Origin of the sequence: Nitrosospira sp. Nsp14 (assembly GCF_900113575.1) — a bacterium.
Lineage (GTDB): Bacteria > Pseudomonadota > Gammaproteobacteria > Burkholderiales > Nitrosomonadaceae > Nitrosospira.
The window spans coordinates 200,139-217,741 of record NZ_FOPV01000003.1 but is presented as its reverse complement, the minus strand read 5'-3'; the positions used below and the strand labels follow the sequence as shown (position 1 = coordinate 217,741).

At 53.8% G+C, this 17,603-nt stretch carries 12 protein-coding genes and 1 pseudogene; 3 read left to right on the top strand and 10 right to left on the bottom strand.

The genetic code is table 11. The features are described from left to right. Window positions 1-455: 455 nt before the first annotated feature. Both BM022_RS16260 and BM022_RS03390 read right to left on the bottom strand, forming a co-directional pair. Window positions 456-974 (bottom strand): M10 family metallopeptidase C-terminal domain-containing protein, encoded by a 519-nt coding sequence (locus tag BM022_RS16260; protein ID WP_091136877.1) that lies wholly within the window; start codon window positions 972-974, stop codon window positions 456-458. Between the two features lie 926 nt (window positions 975-1,900). After that, window positions 1,901-3,730 carry an ABC transporter ATP-binding protein gene (locus BM022_RS03390; RefSeq protein ID WP_091136875.1) on the bottom strand — a complete coding sequence of 610 codons (1,830 nt, stop codon included), beginning with the start codon at window positions 3,728-3,730 and terminating at the stop codon, window positions 1,901-1,903. 808 nt (window positions 3,731-4,538) lie between these two features. Between BM022_RS03390 and BM022_RS03380 the strand changes: the two genes are divergently transcribed. Next, window positions 4,539-4,751, top strand: a complete 213-nt coding sequence (locus tag BM022_RS03380; protein ID WP_091136872.1) for an Arm DNA-binding domain-containing protein — start codon at window positions 4,539-4,541, stop codon at window positions 4,749-4,751. Between the two features lie 44 nt (window positions 4,752-4,795). Next, window positions 4,796-6,055, top strand: a complete 1,260-nt coding sequence (locus BM022_RS03375; protein WP_091136871.1) for a CDP-alcohol phosphatidyltransferase family protein — start codon at window positions 4,796-4,798, stop codon at window positions 6,053-6,055. A 137-nt stretch (window positions 6,056-6,192) separates the two neighbouring features. Here the strand turns inward: BM022_RS03375 and BM022_RS03370 are convergent, their stop codons facing one another. From BM022_RS03370 to BM022_RS16335, 5 genes and pseudogenes are all read right to left on the bottom strand, one after another. Continuing rightward, a complete protein-coding gene (locus BM022_RS03370; protein ID WP_091136869.1) occupies window positions 6,193-8,190 on the bottom strand; it encodes a glycosyltransferase family 39 protein in 1,998 nt (665 codons plus the stop codon). A gap of 196 nt (window positions 8,191-8,386) precedes the next feature. After that, the gene (locus tag BM022_RS03365) at window positions 8,387-9,088 is read right to left on the bottom strand and encodes a 2,3-bisphosphoglycerate-dependent phosphoglycerate mutase (protein ID WP_091136868.1); all 702 of its coding nucleotides are present in this window, start codon (window positions 9,086-9,088) and stop codon (window positions 8,387-8,389) included. A 291-nt stretch (window positions 9,089-9,379) separates the two neighbouring features. Beyond that, window positions 9,380-9,850 (bottom strand): HIT family protein, encoded by a 471-nt coding sequence (locus tag BM022_RS03360; RefSeq protein WP_091136866.1) that lies wholly within the window; start codon window positions 9,848-9,850, stop codon window positions 9,380-9,382. A gap of 55 nt (window positions 9,851-9,905) precedes the next feature. Next, entirely contained in the window at window positions 9,906-10,697 is a 792-nt protein-coding gene (locus BM022_RS03355) for a phosphocholine cytidylyltransferase family protein (RefSeq protein ID WP_177191612.1), read from the bottom strand. A gap of 148 nt (window positions 10,698-10,845) precedes the next feature. Beyond that, window positions 10,846-10,978, bottom strand: a pseudogene (locus tag BM022_RS16335) (transposase); the annotation flags it as partial. Between the two features lie 136 nt (window positions 10,979-11,114). Between BM022_RS16335 and BM022_RS03350 the strand changes: the two are divergent. Continuing rightward, window positions 11,115-12,446, top strand: a complete 1,332-nt coding sequence (locus BM022_RS03350) for a hypothetical protein (protein ID WP_091136865.1) — start codon at window positions 11,115-11,117, stop codon at window positions 12,444-12,446. Window positions 12,447-13,090: 644 nt separating this feature from the next. Here the strand turns inward: BM022_RS03350 and BM022_RS03345 are convergent. The 3 genes from BM022_RS03345 to BM022_RS03335 all read right to left on the bottom strand — a co-directional run bounded on the left by BM022_RS03345 (window position 13,091) and on the right by BM022_RS03335 (window position 17,603). Beyond that, window positions 13,091-14,257 (bottom strand): McrC family protein, encoded by a 1,167-nt coding sequence (locus BM022_RS03345; RefSeq protein WP_218146820.1) that lies wholly within the window; start codon window positions 14,255-14,257, stop codon window positions 13,091-13,093. A 207-nt stretch (window positions 14,258-14,464) separates the two neighbouring features. Further along, the gene (locus BM022_RS03340; protein ID WP_091136862.1) at window positions 14,465-16,846 is read right to left on the bottom strand and encodes an McrB family protein; all 2,382 of its coding nucleotides are present in this window, start codon (window positions 16,844-16,846) and stop codon (window positions 14,465-14,467) included. A 4-nt stretch (window positions 16,847-16,850) separates the two neighbouring features. Further along, window positions 16,851-17,603, bottom strand: a complete 753-nt coding sequence (locus tag BM022_RS03335) for a M48 family metallopeptidase (RefSeq protein ID WP_091136860.1) — start codon at window positions 17,601-17,603, stop codon at window positions 16,851-16,853.

Below are 17,603 nucleotides of genomic sequence, written 5' to 3'. Positions count from 1 at the left end.
TCGGCAATCGAACACCGGCTGAAGCAGGCTTGCAACGGTTGCAAAATCAGAATGCCTGAACCGGAAGACTCACCTTCGAACTGGCTACAAAAAACGATAGCAGGTCACGGTGTCTGAAATGATTTGACCACCACACCACAGCAGTTTTTGTTCAATTGCTTTTTGCGGGGTCGAGCTCCGAGGAGTGGATAGCTTATTCAAGCCGGTTGTTATTGATGCCCATCCTTTGAGAGTAATAAGCTCCTTGTTAGAACGCGAATGAGTTTTGGATAGGCACTGGCTAAGGACAGCTAGTGGGGGCTTGGCGTTTTGACGGCCGAGGAAGCCGACTGACGATCGGCGGCGCCCTCTGGTTAAGAATGGGGGGATGTGCGAGCGGGCGGGTGCTGCTTGTTAGTAGCTGCTAAGCTAATGTCACCCTCTAAAACGCGGTGCCATTAGCCAATGTTAAACCCCTACTCAAAAAAGGCGTCCCCCGATCCTATGATGGGTTGTATTGATATGCCCACCGAGACTATTTGAATCTGAAGGGCAGGCAAAGGATCAGTCACCCCATTTACATTTAAATATGCATTCTGCATTCCGGTAATGGGATCAAATACCAACTGGTTCGGAAGGAATGCCTGATCCCCCAGAAGGCCCGTGTCCGCATCAATGCGGGTAAGGTCGATTGCATCCCCTTCCAATGGGTTGAAGTCGGAAATCGTGTCGTATCCAGTAATAGCATAAGGACTCTCGTTCACCGAATCAAACTGGAACGTGTCTTTTCCAGCGCCGCCTAGCAGGGTATCTGCGCCTAATCCTCCTAAAAGGGTGTCGTCACCGCCTCCACCGTCAAGCACGTCCTTGCCGTCACCTCCGTCGATCCTATCCGAATCTGCCGTCGTAAGTTTCGAAGGAAAACCAAGGACTCCAGTCGAAGCAGACGATGTGGTTATGACGTCGGATCCTGGAGTTCCAAAAATAAAGTTCATGATATATCTCCCTTATGTAATGAAGCGTCAGCGTGCAATTGTCACGCAAGTAAACGGTAACGATATTAGGCCTCGCGGTCTGTGATAAAAACCACTGCCCCGTGCAGGTTTTTTACGCGGACTCCCTATTCTCAATGCTTATGGTTCCCCGCATCCAAGCAAGACCGATACCCAACCCTAACGCTACCTGAACAATAGCCAGTGGTTAAATGCGCTGTCAGCCTCTGCCGCGTTTTCTCAATTGTTTAACCCCACCCCATACTCAACCGTAAATAATCGACTGTAAAGTCTTTAAACGTTCTTATCAAACGGGCTACGTTCGATTTAGTTATTCGAAGTATGCAATAGCAGTTCTTCGCCCGTCGTGTTTCGTAGCCGTAAGCGTTAAATTCATTAGCTCATATCTTGAGTTCGGTTGTGCTTATTCTGGGAGCTGGAGGATCTCGGAATTGAACCGGAGTCCGAAACCGGGAATTGAATGGGTCAGAGCCGAGCACACCTTTGTGATGCTATACTGACCCCAACTTAACACTCCAAGTGAGGGTGGCAATCCAAGCTGATCGAATTACGAAAAGAAGCATTATCAGCGGCTTAAAGTCTAGGTGAGTGGAGGTTGGAGATTCCCGCCGCCTCCACCAATTAAAAAGCCACCCTAGCGGGTGGCTTTTTAATTTGAGGTGGCCGGGATGAGAACCCGCCATCGGGTTCGACTAAGCGAGCACTGCTCGCTTGGACGCGCGAGCCGAGTTTATCGGCGAGTGCGGTCCCGAAGCGAAGCGCAGGGATGACTGGACCGCATTGAGGCGAGACAGGCACATTCCCGCCGCCTCCACCATTAATACCCCCAGCAACATCCAACGCCGTCCAAGTGACGGCGTTTTTCTTTGTAAATATGGCCACCGCACTTCGCGGTCGCGCTCCTTTATTTAGAGGAATCCTCCTGATTGATGGCGCCAGAGCATGGCGTACTGTCCGTCGAGCCTTAACAGTTCTTCGTGTGTTCCTTCCTCGATAATACGGCCTTCGTTGAGCACGAGTAGGCGATCCAGGCAGGCAATCGTGGAAAGACGATGCGCCACGGCAATTACCGTCTTGCCTTCCATCAAGTCGAGAAGATGATCCTGGATCAAAGCTTCCACTTCGCTGTCAAGCGCGGATGTCGCCTCATCCAGGACAAGGATTGGCGCATTTTTCAGCACTACACGCGCGATTGCGATTCGTTGCCTCTGCCCTCCGCTGAGCTTTACTCCCCTTTCGCCCACATGCGCGTCATAACCGGTGCGGCCTTTATCGTCTCTCTGGCTCAGTATAAATTCATGTGCATGGGCACGCCGTGCCGCCGCTTCAATTTCGGCCCGTGTCGCCCCCGCACAACCGTACGCAATGTTTTCAGCAATGGAACGGTGCAACAGGGAGGTATCCTGGGCAACTACACCAATGGAACCGCGCAGGCTCTCCTGAGTCAGCTCCCTGATGTCGTGGCCGTCGATGCGGATGCCGCCGGATTCAATCTCATGGAAGCGAAGCAACAGGTTGATCAGAGTCGATTTGCCCGCGCCCGAGCTTCCAACTAGTCCTACACGCTCGCCCGGGTGAATGATGCAGCTCAAGTTATCCACCACCTTTCGCCCATCGCTGCGCCCGTAAGTAAAATTCAAGCGTTCGAAGCGAATTTCTCCGCGTACTTCACCGGAATCGAGATCGCGTGCAGCGGGGGCATCGGGCAACGTGCTTTGCACAGCGATTGTCTCCATGCCTTCCTGCACAACACCCATATTCTCGAAGACGCTGTTCATTTCCCAACTCACCCATCCGCCCGCGTTAGCGATGGTCCAGGCGAGAGGCACCGCCATGGCCACTGTTCCCGCCTCAAGATCACCGCGAGCCCAAAGGAGAATACCAACGGCCGTCGTCGCAACAAGCAGCGATGCATTAAGCGCCGACAAGGTGGTCGAGAACTTGGTGACCAGACGCATATGGGCCGCAATAGCGGCCGCATGATCGTTGATGGCATCACGGACGTATGCATCCTCGTCGTTCATTCGTGAAAAGAGTTTGACGGTCAGAATGTTTGTATAGCTATCGACCACGCGACCCATCAATACAGAGCGCTGCTCGCTGCTTTTCTTGGATAGGTCCCTCATTCGAGGCACGAAGTAGTATAAAAAGACGATGTAGGCGACCAGCCATATCACGGTAGGAACGGCCAAGCGCCAGTCTGCGCTGGCCATCAGCCATAAAGACGACATCCAATACACCGTGATATACCAAACGGCATGGATGCTTGACACAACACACTCTCTTACGGCGTCGCTTGTTTGCATGACACGGCTTGCGATCCGCCCCGCGAAGTCGTTCTGAAACAGCGTCCAGTTCTGCCGCACTACATGCCAATGACTCTGCCAACGGATCAGACTGCTAACGCCGGGCACAACGGCGTTATATCGTACGAAACTGTCGATCAGTATGGCCAGGGGCTTACCAATCAGCACCAAGCCGAGCATTCCTATCAACATTGGTGTGGCTGTCTTTAACGCATTAGGGCGGTCGGTCGCCTCCATAAGATCGACGAGTTGCCCGATAAAAACGGGGATCAGTGTATCGATCAACGCAACCGTAAGGCCCGTGGCGAACAGCGCCGCATAAACGCCTTTTGTCTGGCTGACAAAATGCCAGTAAAAGGCGAGAAGGCCGGAAGGCGGCGACTTGGTGGGTACAACAGTAGGTCGAACAAGCTGCTCAAAGAATGCAAACATATATGGATATAAGAGAGTCCGAAGTTAATGGTACGAACACATTCTGTAAATTCCCGACTGAAATAATCTCCTGCTCTTGCTTTTCAACAGATTCAGCCAAGCTCAGAGATACGTTAAGCTGCCCCTGCTTGAGGCGTGGAGACAATAACAGATGACTTCGGAGCGAAAGACCCGGAATTACGGCCAAAACAGTCTCATCCTTCGAAGATTGCATCCGAAGCATGGACTTCCATTAACGGTGTGGCAGGGTGGCGGAACGCGGAGGGCAGGGAGCAAAAGTGGAAGACTGGCAAAATACGGGCTGCTGGACTGCGCCTCCAACGGTGCATTCCGACAAAGGCAGCAAACGCAACAATGCAACAAACGCGTTTTGCTGTTCAAAGCCAGCTATCAGCGTATTCCATAAGCTGGCACGGTGAGAGGAGGCACGTCTAGACGTCTTCTTTCAGCGTGCCTGCCCGGGTTTAAAGAAAGCTGCCGGGCGATGGCAGGCGTGCTGGGATGAGAACCCGCCATCGGGTTCGACTAAGCGAGCACTGCTCGCTTGGACGCACGAGCCGGGTACCGGGCGAGTGCGGTCCCGAAGCGAAGCGCATGGATGGATCGCCCTAAGGCGAGAAGACACATTTCCGCCGCCTCCACCATTAACTGATTCAAGAAAATGCAATAATGTCCAAAAACCCGCGGTTAAGCGGGTTTTTTATTACTTTATTCGTCCAAGAAGGGGTGGTATTGTCTGATAACATCCAGATTTAGATAGGGTAACTCTTCGGGGTAACCCCGATTCATGAAATAGAGTTACCCTAAAATGCCCCTTACCGATACTGCAATTCGCAATGCAAAGCCCGGCGCAAAGCCTGTCAAACTCTTCGATGAACGCGGCCTGTTCCTGATTGTTACTCCATCAGGGGGCAAGTGGTGGCGTCTCCGGTATAAATTTGAGGGCAAGGAAAAGCTACTGTCCCTCGCCAGCCGAACCGTAAAGGATGAGGAAATAGGGAAGCCTCAAAACCTTCTATAGTCAAAGAGACCTGGAACGTCGTAGCGCCACACGCCAAGTGCGCCATGACCAGACACAGACAAACGATCCGGAATATTCCAGTGATAACCTACATCTATATCCTTGGAGATAGCGAGACCGACATCTGGGGCCTGAGCGGGCGTGAGCGCCTGGAACGGATGTTAAGAGGATTCAATCAGACCAGAACGGTCGATAGTCCCGATCAGATTCCAGTAGATGCGCCGGCATTATTTTTACGCGCAGACCATTTGTTTGATGCCAGGGTCCTGGCGGCGCTGATTAACACGCGAGAGAACCTGGTGCTCAACAGTGACGCAGGTCAACCGGTCGCAGTCCGGATTACCGATGGAAATATGCGTCATGTGCTGGCGAATTTTATGGGAGAGGGAGAAGGAGAGACTTTCCCGGACTTGCCGCGTTATACACTGAAAGACTTGAATCTGCTGGGACTTCAGCAAAATCTCAAGAAAAGGGATCTGCCCTACCTATTGCCTATCAGCAGAGTTAACAGCCGGCAGCTGGAGTCGGAGCTATTTGCCAGATCATACAAAAGCGTGACCGACCTTGTGACGAAATGGCTCTGGCCCACGCCCGCGTTTTGGACGGTGCGCGCTTGCGTACGCTTCGGTATACGGCCAAATCAGGTTACGCTGCTCAGTCTTGTGTTTGCAGTGCTTGCCGGGGTTGCCTTTTGGCATGGCCACTATGGCGTCGGTCTGGTGATGGGATGGCTAATGACCTTCCTGGATACCGTCGATGGGAAGCTGGCACGAGTAACTGTCACCTCGAGCCGTTTGGGAGATGTGCTCGATCACGGCCTGGATATTGTTCATCCACCGCTTTGGTATATGGCCTGGGGTGTGGGCTTGACAGCAGAACTGACGCAGGTTTCCGACTTGCAACTAATATTCTCGTTGATACTCATCGGTTATATCGGTGGCCGATTGTGTGAAGGAGCTTTCCAGTTTTGGATTGCATCATTTGATATTTTTATCTGGCGCCCGCTGGATTCGTTTAACCGGCTGATTACTGCTCGGCGTAATCCCAACCTGATCCTGTTGACATTCGGCTGGTTTATAGACCGACCGGACATCGGTCTCTGGTCGGTAATTATCTGGCATCTTCTTTCAACAATCTTTCTTGCCGGCCGGGTAATGATGGGTTGGCAAGCGCGGCAATCCCAGGGGCCTTTACGATCATGGTTCGAGGACATTGTTCCCGGTCAGGATGAAGGAAAACTGGCGGTTCGTATTTTTGCACCCGTGGCGATCAGGAAGGATGATGGAAAATTCAAGGATAAATAGATTGAGGTCCGTCATCCCAGCCCACCCGAGCTTGCCGTAGCCGTGCGCGGGTTGCCGCTTGTTCGGCCAAACCACCAGGTCTGAGTGGAAGGTATTACCTGCATCACAAGCAAGCTGCCGATCTGTTAAATGAGCGGTCAACGGCCGGATTCAGGGTCAAGGCCTTTACCCAAATACCCCTGTGCAATGCGGTAATATATTCGCCGCAGCGGCTTGCCGTCCCGCATGGCTACTTGCTCCCGTATCGAGCCCGGTTGTACAAGCATCCGATCGATGTCAGGGATTCTTCGGGTACGCGCGAGCTCGTGGCTCCTCATGCCCACCAGGATGATCGGCCGGGAAGTGGGTGGTTCCGATGGATACCAGAAATCATACATTGCGCCGCTGTCGCCAAACAGGTTGCGCGAGCGTATCTCCATCGGCTTGCCGCTACGATTGTAAAAGGCCAGGGAGGACGCTATCGACCATTTACTCATGCCTACCACAATGGGCTCTTGCCCGGTTCCTTGTCGAACTTCCGCTACAACCTGCTCGATTTCCTTTGTAGCCTCGCGCCAGAAATAGTGTTCGGACAAAAAGCCATAGGGGATGCCGGGAATGCCGAGCACCACGTAGTGCAGTACGAGTGCGTAGAGAAAGATGCAAACCGCAATAGTGGGTTTCCATGCCGCTCTCACGCGGCGTGAGAGGGTACTGAAATCGCCTGCCTGGCCCATCAACCATGCCATGGTCGGCAGCAGTGCGAGCCATGTCGGTCCGGTCCAGTGAAACCGCTGCGACTCGGAAATGCTGAGAACTACAAACACTGCCAGCGGCAAGCCGGTGAACACTCGTACGAATAGACGACGCCTGCGCGCAAAGGCGTCGCGGTCGGGCTCGGCCCCTGGCCACACCGCCATGGCTGCGGCAAGCAAGCCCACCGGCGTCAACAGCACCATAAGGTGGAGAAATAATAAATGTGCCGCGAATTGGTCTTCACTTCCCCCCTTGACCCGGTTTGACTGGAACATAATCGAGGCCCAGTCGTTCTCCATATTCCAGATGATGACGGGGGAGAACAGCAGCAGGGCAAGCCCAGCGGCAAGGTAAGGCTGCGGACGGCGCAGCCAGCGACGCGAGGCCGGGTCCAGGATCACAAACAGCAACGCCGCCGGCCCCAGCAGGCCCAAGGTATACTTGGACAGGATGCCCAGGCCGAATGCAATACCCATGCCCAGCCAGGCGGAATTTTGATCAGCGATCAATGCCCGTTCCATGTAGTACAGCGTCGCAGCCCAAGCGGCCACCAGCGGCGCATCCGTTGTCATCACCATGCCGGTGGAAAAGTAAAACGGTAGTACCGCCAGCAGCAGCACCGCGCGCATGGCGGTGGATTCGTCGTACAGGTTGCGTGCCAGCGCGTACAGGTAGCCCATTGTTATAAGGCCGCAAATGAATGCGCCGATGCGAACGCCGAACTCCGTATCGCCGAAGAGTGCGGTGCCCAGCCAGATCAGCCACGCAACCATGGGCGGATGATCGTAAAAACTCAGATCCATGTGCTGGGCGTAATTCCAGTAGTACGCCTCGTCCGGAATCAGCTGCGCTTGTCCCAGGTAAATCAGGCGTAGCAGTATGGTAAAGGCGACAATACCGAGTGAAGCGACCCGCCAGCGCACATCCACGGTGTGAGGATCTTGCTTGACAGGGAATACGTAGAAGGCGGTACCGAGATAGTTAATGGCGGCCGTGACGGCAACGGTGGGAAAAATTGCCAGCATGGGGGACATATGCCAGCCAAAGACCAGCAATGCCAGGATTCCACCACGCATCAGCAAGGCGAATAACCCGACAACGAGGACGCGGCCAAAATGGCGCCATCGCTGATCATCCGCATGGCGGGGCCGGAACGACCATTTCGAGTCGAGAAAGTAGTTCAACGCAGCGGCGGCGAAAAAACTCGCCATATGCGCCAACGCGAGGGTCGCGCCAAGGCTCGTGAACAATTGGAATAACAGCACGTCGGTGACGGCCCCAACCATCCCGGCTGCCGCGAATCGGCTGGCGCTACGGAAGGGGACCGTACCGCCGGCCAGCGTCATCAGGCGTTGCAGATGAGCCAGTAGATGACGGAATGACAGTTTCGAAGTACGCATGCGATCACGAAAAGAGATGGGGCGCTTCTACGATTCCGGGTAGTTCGAGCAGAATCCTGTATCTGCACGCGTGCGCGCGCCACTACTGGCTTGCAGACATTGAACCGCGCCGTAATCCATGATCGGCTTCAGCTATCGCCCGTTACCTGAAAGGCATAGAGCCGCGGAAGGGCCAAGCTCGGTACTCGACATGTTGCTAAGCGGACTGACGATCAGCATAGTAGTGCTGAACGGGTTCGAGTTTATGATCAAGGTTGTATACCAACGGACGTCCCGTGGCTATGGTTAACTTCATTAGCTGGGAAACGGACAATCCGTCCAACTGCATAATCAATGAGCGCAAGACATGCCGGTGAGATACGACGAGAACCCGTTTCCCACGCAGGAGCTCGGGCACGATGGTTTCCTGCCAATAAGGCAAGACTCGCGTGAAAGTCTGCTGCATGCTCTCCGAAAGCGGCAACTCATTCTTGTCGACATCTGAATAGCGGAGCTGATTTCCCGGACAACGTGCATCACCAGGGCGTAATGGGGGGGGTATGGCGGTAAACCTCAATTGGGAGCCAAGGACGGGCCATATGCCGAATTTCCCGATGGCGCTGATACGATGAACTCCCTCCAGCGCGCCATAGTGGCGCTCATTCAAGCGCCAACTCTGCCGCGTTGTCACTCTGTCAAGCCCCATCGACGATAGCAGGATGCGCGATGTATCAGTGGCTCGCCTAAGTTCTGAAGTAAAACATATGTCGAATTCGCAACCCGTCTCCTTGAGCAGGCGACCGGCCTGCTCCGCCTGATGTTCACCCCGCTGACTCAGTGCGACATCATTCCAGCCGGTAAAATACCCATCCCGGTTTGAGATACTTTCCCCATGTCTCAACAGGACGAGTTGTATCATCGTTGGCTCATTTCATAAATCATATCTATAGTAACCGGCTATAAGTTTTACAATTTAACTGGCCAACGAGGCCAATCTGTCCGGGAACGTTGCCAGTATCGCGAAGGCTTGCCGTATCTGGTTTTCTCGAATAAGAGACCCGCAGGATTTTGGCGGTTGTAGAGCGAAGCACCAATATTGAAGATTTTTTCGACGATGGCAAAGCAGTACCAAGCCGCGCGAACTTACCATTACCGGAATTCATACGCAACTACGGAGGCATTAATTTCGGAAAAATTATCCGGATATGCATCAATGGGCTTCTGTCCAGCAGGGCAAAATGTAATCGATGATACGCTGGTTGGTTTCAGCATCGGTTTCATTCGACTTGCGGAGGTCGGGCCCTCCAGGCCAACCAAAGTCGATAAACTCCAGCCCATTAAAACACCTTGCCTTTTCGTAACGTGGAATAACATGGAAGTGTACGTCTGGGTCAACCATCATCAGCATCAGATAATTAAGCTTATCGTAATTAAACGCTTTTGCTAAAGCGGGTTCCAGCTGTGCTGTTATTTTGTGAAGCTCGGTAAAACTCGCTTGACTGAGCTTAGAGAATTCGTGAGCTGGCTCATGGGCGGCGAGAACCAGGGAACCAAGCGTTAACTGGACGGGGCGGAGCATGACGCTCCAGTATTGATATTGATGAATTATTGTCTGTGGCGCCCCGAACTTTCGCATTGTTGCGTTAAAGACCGGTGCATCCGGCGGCGGCGAACTAACCATTCAGAAATCCTTGTGCTTTTTCTCGTAACGAACCGGCGAATTCGAAAGTGACTGACTAACCCGGGCAAAGGAAGTTATGCAGCATTTTATCTTGATCTGTTTTGCTGAAAAGTGCCTCGGCCCTGACCAGATCCCCGGCAAAATCAATTTCACACCAGAGATGCCCGGGCACTGAGCACGTACTCACCAGTTGCCTGGAGGCCAGGGCATCCACGATCGAGAGATACCAGCAATTAAGCCTTGCCGGGTCCCGAAGCGCATCCTCGACCGCGTTGCTGAACAATTGCGGCCCGCGCTCGCGAAAAAAGATAAGACCGATGGACTCGCAGTCGATTTGATCGGCGGGCAAGTTCTTGCTTACGTGCTTGACCCATCCATTCCCATCCAGCTGCACCTTCATGTCGTCCGTATCATAGCTGGGTTTGTGACTCACGCTGAGAGCAATGGGAGTAGGGACGGAGTTCAACACTTGTACCAACAGCGATTTATCAAAAATAGTATCTCCATTCAGGAGCAAAAAGTCGTGGTCCATGGCGGAACGTGCAATCCAGCAACTAGCCAGGTTATCCGCAACTTCAAAGAATGGATTAAAAATCGTACTGATCTGCGCCTGCTTCGCATAGCGTTGCAACTGAGCTTCAACCAGGCTGGATTTGAAGCCAGTGACCACAGTAATGTCATGAATCCCGGCTGCGAGTAACGCCTCAATCTGCCATTCGATAATTGGCTTGCCTCCGATCGGCAACAGGCACTTCGGGATATTTTCGGTGAGCGGCAACAATCGCCGTCCCTGACCAGCGCTGAGAATAATCGCTCTGATAGCGTTCTTTTCCTTGATGCCAGTCATATCCAATAGCCTTCTGAAAGTTCAAAAATGCCACATACTATGCGTATTGAACCCGCTTTCCGCATCATATCTGCTATGTCGTGCGTCACTACAGCATCCGGGCACTCTACTGGTAAACGCATATTCGCGAGTGTACAATTACGCCCTTTTCCGCCCGTTTCGCGCATAAGTTCTCGAGTTCGTGCGTAACTTCCCCGTTCAGCACTTGTACAGGTCTTTCGTTACCCATACAAAATGGTACGCTATCTGAAAAATCGTACGACTTCGTACCTGTATTGCATGCCACCCCTCCCTTCGTGCAGCATATCGCCGCGAGCTAAAGCTGACCGGCTAAACCCGGCGGCTTAAACCTTTAATGGATAATGAAATAATGGATATGCTGTCTCTCCTTAACATGCCGGAGCTAAACGCCTGGGTATGAAAGCTCTTTTTTTTCTCCGTCATTATAACGATATTGATCACATTACCCCAGTTATCTACAAGTGGGTTGATTTGGGTAATACCTGCGATATTGTCCTGATAGGCAGGTCGCGGTTTCCCAATGACTACCGTATTGAATTTCTGCGCAAGCTTAATGGCGTGCGCGTGGCCTACATCAGTGACCTGTTGCCGCGGCTCGAATTTGCCCGCTGGTTTCTGCAGACGCTGCTGCTGATCCGCAAGGTACGCCGTCCCTACCTGGCGTCGATAACGGCGGCATTGGTCAGGTTCTATGACGTCAAGAAACGCACGCCGGTGTGGAACAGCACTGCGCAACGTCTGCTGACCCGCAGCTTCGGGGATACCCATGAAGGCGCGGGTGACGGCGTGGTGGTATTCGACTGGATCGAAAGGAACTCCTCCATATGCGTGGAATGGGTAGCGGTCGTACTATCGATGGCGCGCGCGATGGGGCTTGGCACCGTGTCGCTGCCGCATGGAGACAGCCCGCATGCGAGCCAGCTGATCCGGCGCGGTGAATTGCGCCTGGAGCCCGACACCACCTTTGCCAACGCAGGGATATTCGACAGAGTGGTAGTCCCGAACGAACTTTGCTCTGTTCGTTTTCGCCCCTTCATGGACAACCGCAAGCTAGCCGTTCTGGGGTCGCCACGTTACTGCGACGAGTGGCTCGCCAAGCTGGCTACACTGATGCCGCCGTCGCCGCTGACCCGTTCAGGTAGCCGGCTCAAAGTCGTCATCTTTCTGAGAAAGAGCAACTTTTCCACCTTCTGGGAAGAAGTGGGTGAAGTGGTGCGCATCGTTGCCAGTTTTCCAGGCGTGGAACTGATGATCAAGCCGCACACGCGCGGCGGTTGGCAGCAATCGCTGACCAGTGACGCCTCCCTGCGACGCCTGCCGAACGTGAGCGTGGCCGACGACATCCACTCCATCCACCTCTTGAACTGGGCGGACGTCATCATTGACCTGGCCACCTCGGTGGTATTTGAGGCTGTCAAGGCGAAGAAGCCGGTACTGGCGGGGGACTACCTGCATGCGGGACGCTCCGCTTTGGCGGAATACCTGCCGGAGACGGAACTGCGCTGCCGGGATGATGTTTATCGGCAGATCGAAAAATTTCTTACACATGGATGTGATGATTTTTACATCGAAGCGCACCACCAGCGTTTCGTGAAGGAAATGATCGATGTGGGCGACGCGGACGTGCTATCCCGCTATGTGGCCCTGCTGGAGGAACAAGGGAGGTCCCGGTCCCGCCATGAGCAGCCTTATCTGGATGAGCGTCCCGTGAATCTCGCCTTTGGATGATCTCATGACGGTCGGCCGCCTTTTCCGAGGAAGCTTACCAAGCCGTCATGCCGGTGACATTGGTCTTGGTGCTATCCGTTTTCTTTAATTTAATTATCAAACCAATCTTACTTTCCGTAAATCCGTAAGAGAAAAAGATTTGAATATGAAAACAAGTGCAAAGAAAAAACATAGAAGCTGTCACCAATTATTGGATATTCAAAGGCGTGGGAGCAGAGAGAATGATAGAAGGCAGAGGGTCTTGAGTAGGGGTAACTGTTGGGGTAATAGGATCTGATGAAAATGAAAGTTAAGTACTGTTTCAACAAGTTAAGTACATTATCCGGTAGTCGCCGCCCCACCAATTAGAAGCCACCCCAGCGGGTGGCTTCTTAATTTGAGGCGGTTGGGATGAGAACCCGCCATCGGGTTCGACTAAGCGAGCACTGCTCGCTTGGACGCGCGAGCCGGAATTGGGCGAGTGCGGTCCCGAAGCGAAGCGCAGGGATGGCTGGATCGCCCTAAGGCGAGACAGACACATTCCCGCCGCCTCCACCAATATTGAAGCCACAGCTGTTCCCAGTTTTGGACTTTTTTTCGTCTGAAAGAGGCGACCGCTTTGCCAAGGTTAAGCGCCATTTTTGTATCTCCTCTTCGTATTGCTCTTAAGCTGGCACGGCATTCAAGTCTTCGGCCTGCGATGCATTGCTGTTCTCCCCGAGGAAGATCGACTGAAGTTGCGGCAATGCTGGCAACTTCAGTCGACGTTCCTTGAGGCAAAACGGCAGTACCCAAAGGCGCATCCCGATCGCCTTCGGAAAATCAAAAACAGGCAGCGATTCAGTGAATGCGTCCGTCTTTGGATAGATCAACACAATATCCCCGGCACCATCCAGATAGCTCAATCCATAGGCCTGCAACTGGTAAAAGTCGCTCTGGGACAAACCGTATTTGTCCGTCCCATTCGCCTTCAGACCATCAAGCAACTTCCACTTGGTGTCGAGTACAAGTAAATCTCGATCCGAATTCCGAATCAGCAGATCTGGCTTCAATTGGAACCAATTCTGCTCGCGGTGACGAACCAAGTGATGACTGCGAGCCTGAGTATTCAGAATCAGAGGTTGTGTCAGCTGTCGATGAAGATGCTTGGCGACGAATGCCTCGAACACCGCCTCCATCGGGAACAGCAGTGACGGCGCATTGTGGGCACCGGTGCCCGTCAAGGGCGACTCCTTGTCAAGTATGAGGCGCGACCAGGCTAGGGCATCGGCGTAGTAGCCCATACCTCTGTCCAGCCTCACACGCTGGAAATCAATCCGTATTTGAGTGGAAGGTGGAACGTCCGCAAACACGAAATCCAACTCTCGGGCCAGTTGTTGGTTGGCCTGCGTTCCTGTCAGAAGCAACACTTGACGTAACGCCGCGTGCAGCAGTCGATTTTCTGGTCGATCCGTCGAAAACTCGTCGTGTTCAGTAAAGAAACGGTCCGCTCGGTAAAGGTTCTGCCGCAAGTGCGGCGACATCAGTAGCTTGCCACGCAGGGCAAATAGATTGTTTTGTCGCTGGCGATAGTCGCTGCGAAGTCCACGCTTGACGATGTGCTCTACAGTACGCAGAAACTCGCTGATGAAGATTTCCAATAAAGGCATCCGCGCCGCAGAAAGTTTGGCACTATCGGTAAGGACATGCCGAAAGCCGTGAAGGCAGCACAACATTTCAATCAGCAGCTGACGCGCCTCCACGGCGCCACCGCCGATGGCTTTGCCAACCTTAGGCAACACCTCAATTTGATATCCGTCTGGTGCACGAATGACCCCGACAAAGCTGGTCACTTGTATGACACGACGTCCACGGCGTTGGGTCCATCGCAGCCAGGCAGCGTCTCCCTCTTCCGCAGCGCGTAGGCATTGATCTTCAAGCCAATGAAATACGCTGGCCGGAACGATGCGAACGCCATCGATACCCGAGAGGCCCGCCCCTGTGACCGCTAGGGCATCAAACTCGTAAATCGTTATACCGTTCATCACCGTGGCTACCGATCAGGTTGGCAGCGACTGATAGATGCCGATATAGGCATCCGGGTTAATGAACGACGCATCCTGTACCACGTAGCGTCGCTTGGTGGCATAGGTACCCAAGCCGTGATCGCCACCGAACAAACGTGCTAGATCCTCTTCATGATCCTTACTCTCAACTACAAATCGAGCAACCTCCGGCTTCTGGTTGTCTGCCAACACGAGCCGGATTTTTTGCCAATCTTCAAAGAAGTATTCCTCGAGCAAGGGAACGATGCGATTACTAAACACTTGCGATAGCGCGACCAGCCTTTCGTCACCGTCGGGTACTTTCATAAGTGATGTGAAATAAGCATGCCCGATGCAGTGGTCGCGGTCATAAAGGGCCTCTATGCGCTGATTGATGACGGACAGCATTCGCGGAATGTCGATGACCTGCTCACCTAAGGTCACGCGCAGGGCAAAAATTGGTGCCCCCGCGTCATCACGCGCATCTGGCAGTACAGGCACAAAGTCGAACCTTCGACGCAGCGCTGTATCAAGCAGGGCCAAGGACCGGTCCGCTGTGTTCATCGTGCCGATGATGTCCACGTTGAGTGGGACTGAGAATGACTCGCCAGAGTACGGTAACGTGACCGAGATTGCGTTTTCCGAACCCTCCCGCTTGTCTGGTTCGATCAAAGTGATCAGTTCGCCGAATATCTTGCTGATGTTGCCCCGATTGATCTCGTCGATGACCATGGCAAATCTCTGATCCGGTGCGAGACGTGCCTTGCGGCAGAGATCCTTGAAAGCGCCAGGTCGTATTTCGTACTTGATCGCACCAGATTCAGTATCGTCATCCAGTACGGGACGCAGCCCTTCCACGAACTCCTCATAACCATACGACTGGTGGAACGTGACAAAACTGTAGTGACGAAGAATTTCCGAAGACTGGGCGCCAGCTCGGTACTCCTTGACCAACGCAACGAGGTCGGCACAGGCTTCCTCCCATTCACCGGCAAGCTGCCAGACAGACTCCTCACCCTTATCGAACACCTGCGGGCTAAATCGCAGCTTCTGTTTGACGGTCGTGGATTCATCAACGGTGCGTTCTTGCAACGTAGTCCAGATCGTTTGTCGCAAGTTGTCCTTGCGCCCTTTGGTAATCGCAATGGCATCAATGAAGGGATGCTCCAATAGTTGGCTGACATTCGCCTTGCCACCAAGGACGACCAGAGCAAGGACGGCACCCTCCCACCATTTAAGCGGGGCAATCCTTTCTGCGATGAACTGGCCTCGCCATTCCTCAGCAGACACCGATGTCATTGCCTGCTCATAATCCCGCCGCAGCAACTTGGATACCTCGTAAGTCTTGCCTGTCCCTGGCGGGCCGTAGTAGATACGATTGAAGGCTTGCGTGACGACAGTATCCGTCGGTGGCTCCTCGTCATCGGAATCCTCGTCGGACTCTGTCGGGTCGTCCCGAAGTTGATCAGGCCAAAGACCAGGGCGTTCGGTTTCCAATACCAACCAATCGTCCAGCGATTCGCGTTCGACAACCAAGGCGCCTTCAATTCTCGCCACCAGATCATCGGTCAGTGGCTCCCGGTTCAACTTGTGCACCGCACCGACATCGCGTATCCAGGATATCTTCCTGGTGCGGGTGCCACGGATCACGCCGAGCACGCCGACCGCACGCTCACTCCCGAGGTTCTTGCGGCCAAAGCGAACCTGGATGCCTTTGCCCATGTGCCACCAATCCAGCCCCGCCGCGTGAACAGCTCTGGCCAGCCTGGAAAACGTAGCCTTGTCCTGCGGCGACCAAGAGGCACGGAACGTTTTGAAGACGGGCTTGCCATCAAAATGGATTAACAGGTCTTCGTCGCTCAGCTTTTCCCCCAAATCCAGCTTGGTCACCACTTCTTCATAACGGACGCGGAATTTGCGAATGGCCTCTACGCTCCAATCGACCAACTCAGCCAGCGTTTTGCCTAGACCATCCGACGCCGGAAGCATTGCGACGATGGGTGAAGCGTTGTCGTAGCCACCGCGCAGTGAAAGGTAGTCACGACGAACGGGCGCACCATCATCAAGCCCGACCGTATCGATCTTGACCACAAAACCATCGTCAGCTCCAATCCCAACGGTATAGGCAAGTTCCTTGGGTGAATCCGTTGCCGGGTAGATACGCGCCCAGTTGTACGGCAGGAAGGAGTTCGCCTGGCTTGTCGGACGCTTGCGAACCTTGACAACACCCAACGGAAACAACTTGGTCTTCACCTCGTTGGCCCACGCCTCGGTAACCTCATAGGCCTTCTTCAATTCCTCGTAGGCGCGGTTCTGTTCGGGGTTGGATTCGTCGCGCTTTTGCCCCTTCCATTTGTTCAGCAGCTTGAAGTGGTCACTGGTGAAATAGTCCGCCATATTTTTATATTCCCTCAATATCAATCCCGTGTTCCGCCAGCCAAGCCTTGCGCTGCGCATAGTCGGGCATTGCGCGCTCAACGCGCAGCCAGAAAGCAGGGGTGTGGTGTGGCTCGTGCAGGTGGGCAATCTCATGCACCACCACATATTCCGCAATACGGGCTGGCAGCAAGATGGTCTTCCAGTGGAAGTACAGCCAGTCGCCCTTGCCGCAAGAGCCCCAGCGATAACCGAGGTCCTGCACCTTCACGCCAGCAGGTGCCACCTCCATGCGTGACTGGTACTCGGCCACCCGGCCGGACAACCAGACACGAGCCCTTTCGCTATACCAGCGGATGAAATGCTCCCGTGCGGCTGCTTGAGCATCGTGGCGCAGCGCAAAGCGGCCATTCACCAGCTTCAATGGCGTGTCTTGGTCATTGACCAATTTCAGTCGATGGCTGCGCCCCAGGTACAGGAAGCCCTCACCACCGACGAACTCTTTGCGCGGAACCTTGCGTTGCAACCGGTCCTTTTCGGCCAGCTTGGTATAGATCCAGAAGCGTTTTTCCCTGACGAAATCGCGCAACTGGGCGATACTAACGTCAGGCGGAGCGCTCAGAATCAGCTCCCCAGTTCGTTCCACCGTGATTTGCATCGTCCGGCGCCTGGCACTGCGCCGTATCGTGAATTGCAAGTCGTCCACCTGGATGGAAGCCTCTGCCTCAACAAAGGGGCCGTCCGTTTGATGGTCGGTAGATTTCAGGGGCGCCAGCAT

What these genes read in the sequence shown, in the direction of transcription:
- BM022_RS16260 (WP_091136877.1), bottom strand. Translation starts at nt 974, where the DNA reads ATGAACTTTATTTTTGGAACTCCAGGATCCGACGTCATAACCACATCG.
- BM022_RS03390 (WP_091136875.1), bottom strand. Translation starts at nt 3,730, where the DNA reads ATGTTTGCATTCTTTGAGCAGCTTGTTCGACCTACTGTTGTACCCACC.
- BM022_RS03380 (WP_091136872.1), top strand. Translation starts at nt 4,539, where the DNA reads ATGCCCCTTACCGATACTGCAATTCGCAATGCAAAGCCCGGCGCAAAG.
- BM022_RS03375 (WP_091136871.1), top strand. Translation starts at nt 4,796, where the DNA reads ATGACCAGACACAGACAAACGATCCGGAATATTCCAGTGATAACCTAC.
- BM022_RS03370 (WP_091136869.1), bottom strand. Translation starts at nt 8,190, where the DNA reads ATGCGTACTTCGAAACTGTCATTCCGTCATCTACTGGCTCATCTGCAA.
- BM022_RS03365 (WP_091136868.1), bottom strand. Translation starts at nt 9,088, where the DNA reads ATGATACAACTCGTCCTGTTGAGACATGGGGAAAGTATCTCAAACCGG.
- BM022_RS03360 (WP_091136866.1), bottom strand. Translation starts at nt 9,850, where the DNA reads ATGGTTAGTTCGCCGCCGCCGGATGCACCGGTCTTTAACGCAACAATG.
- BM022_RS03355 (WP_177191612.1), bottom strand. Translation starts at nt 10,697, where the DNA reads ATGACTGGCATCAAGGAAAAGAACGCTATCAGAGCGATTATTCTCAGC.
- BM022_RS03350 (WP_091136865.1), top strand. Translation starts at nt 11,115, where the DNA reads ATGAAAGCTCTTTTTTTTCTCCGTCATTATAACGATATTGATCACATT.
- BM022_RS03340 (WP_091136862.1), bottom strand. Translation starts at nt 16,846, where the DNA reads ATGGCGGACTATTTCACCAGTGACCACTTCAAGCTGCTGAACAAATGG.
- BM022_RS03335 (WP_091136860.1), bottom strand. Translation starts at nt 17,603, where the DNA reads ATGCTGGCGCCCCTGAAATCTACCGACCATCAAACGGACGGCCCCTTT.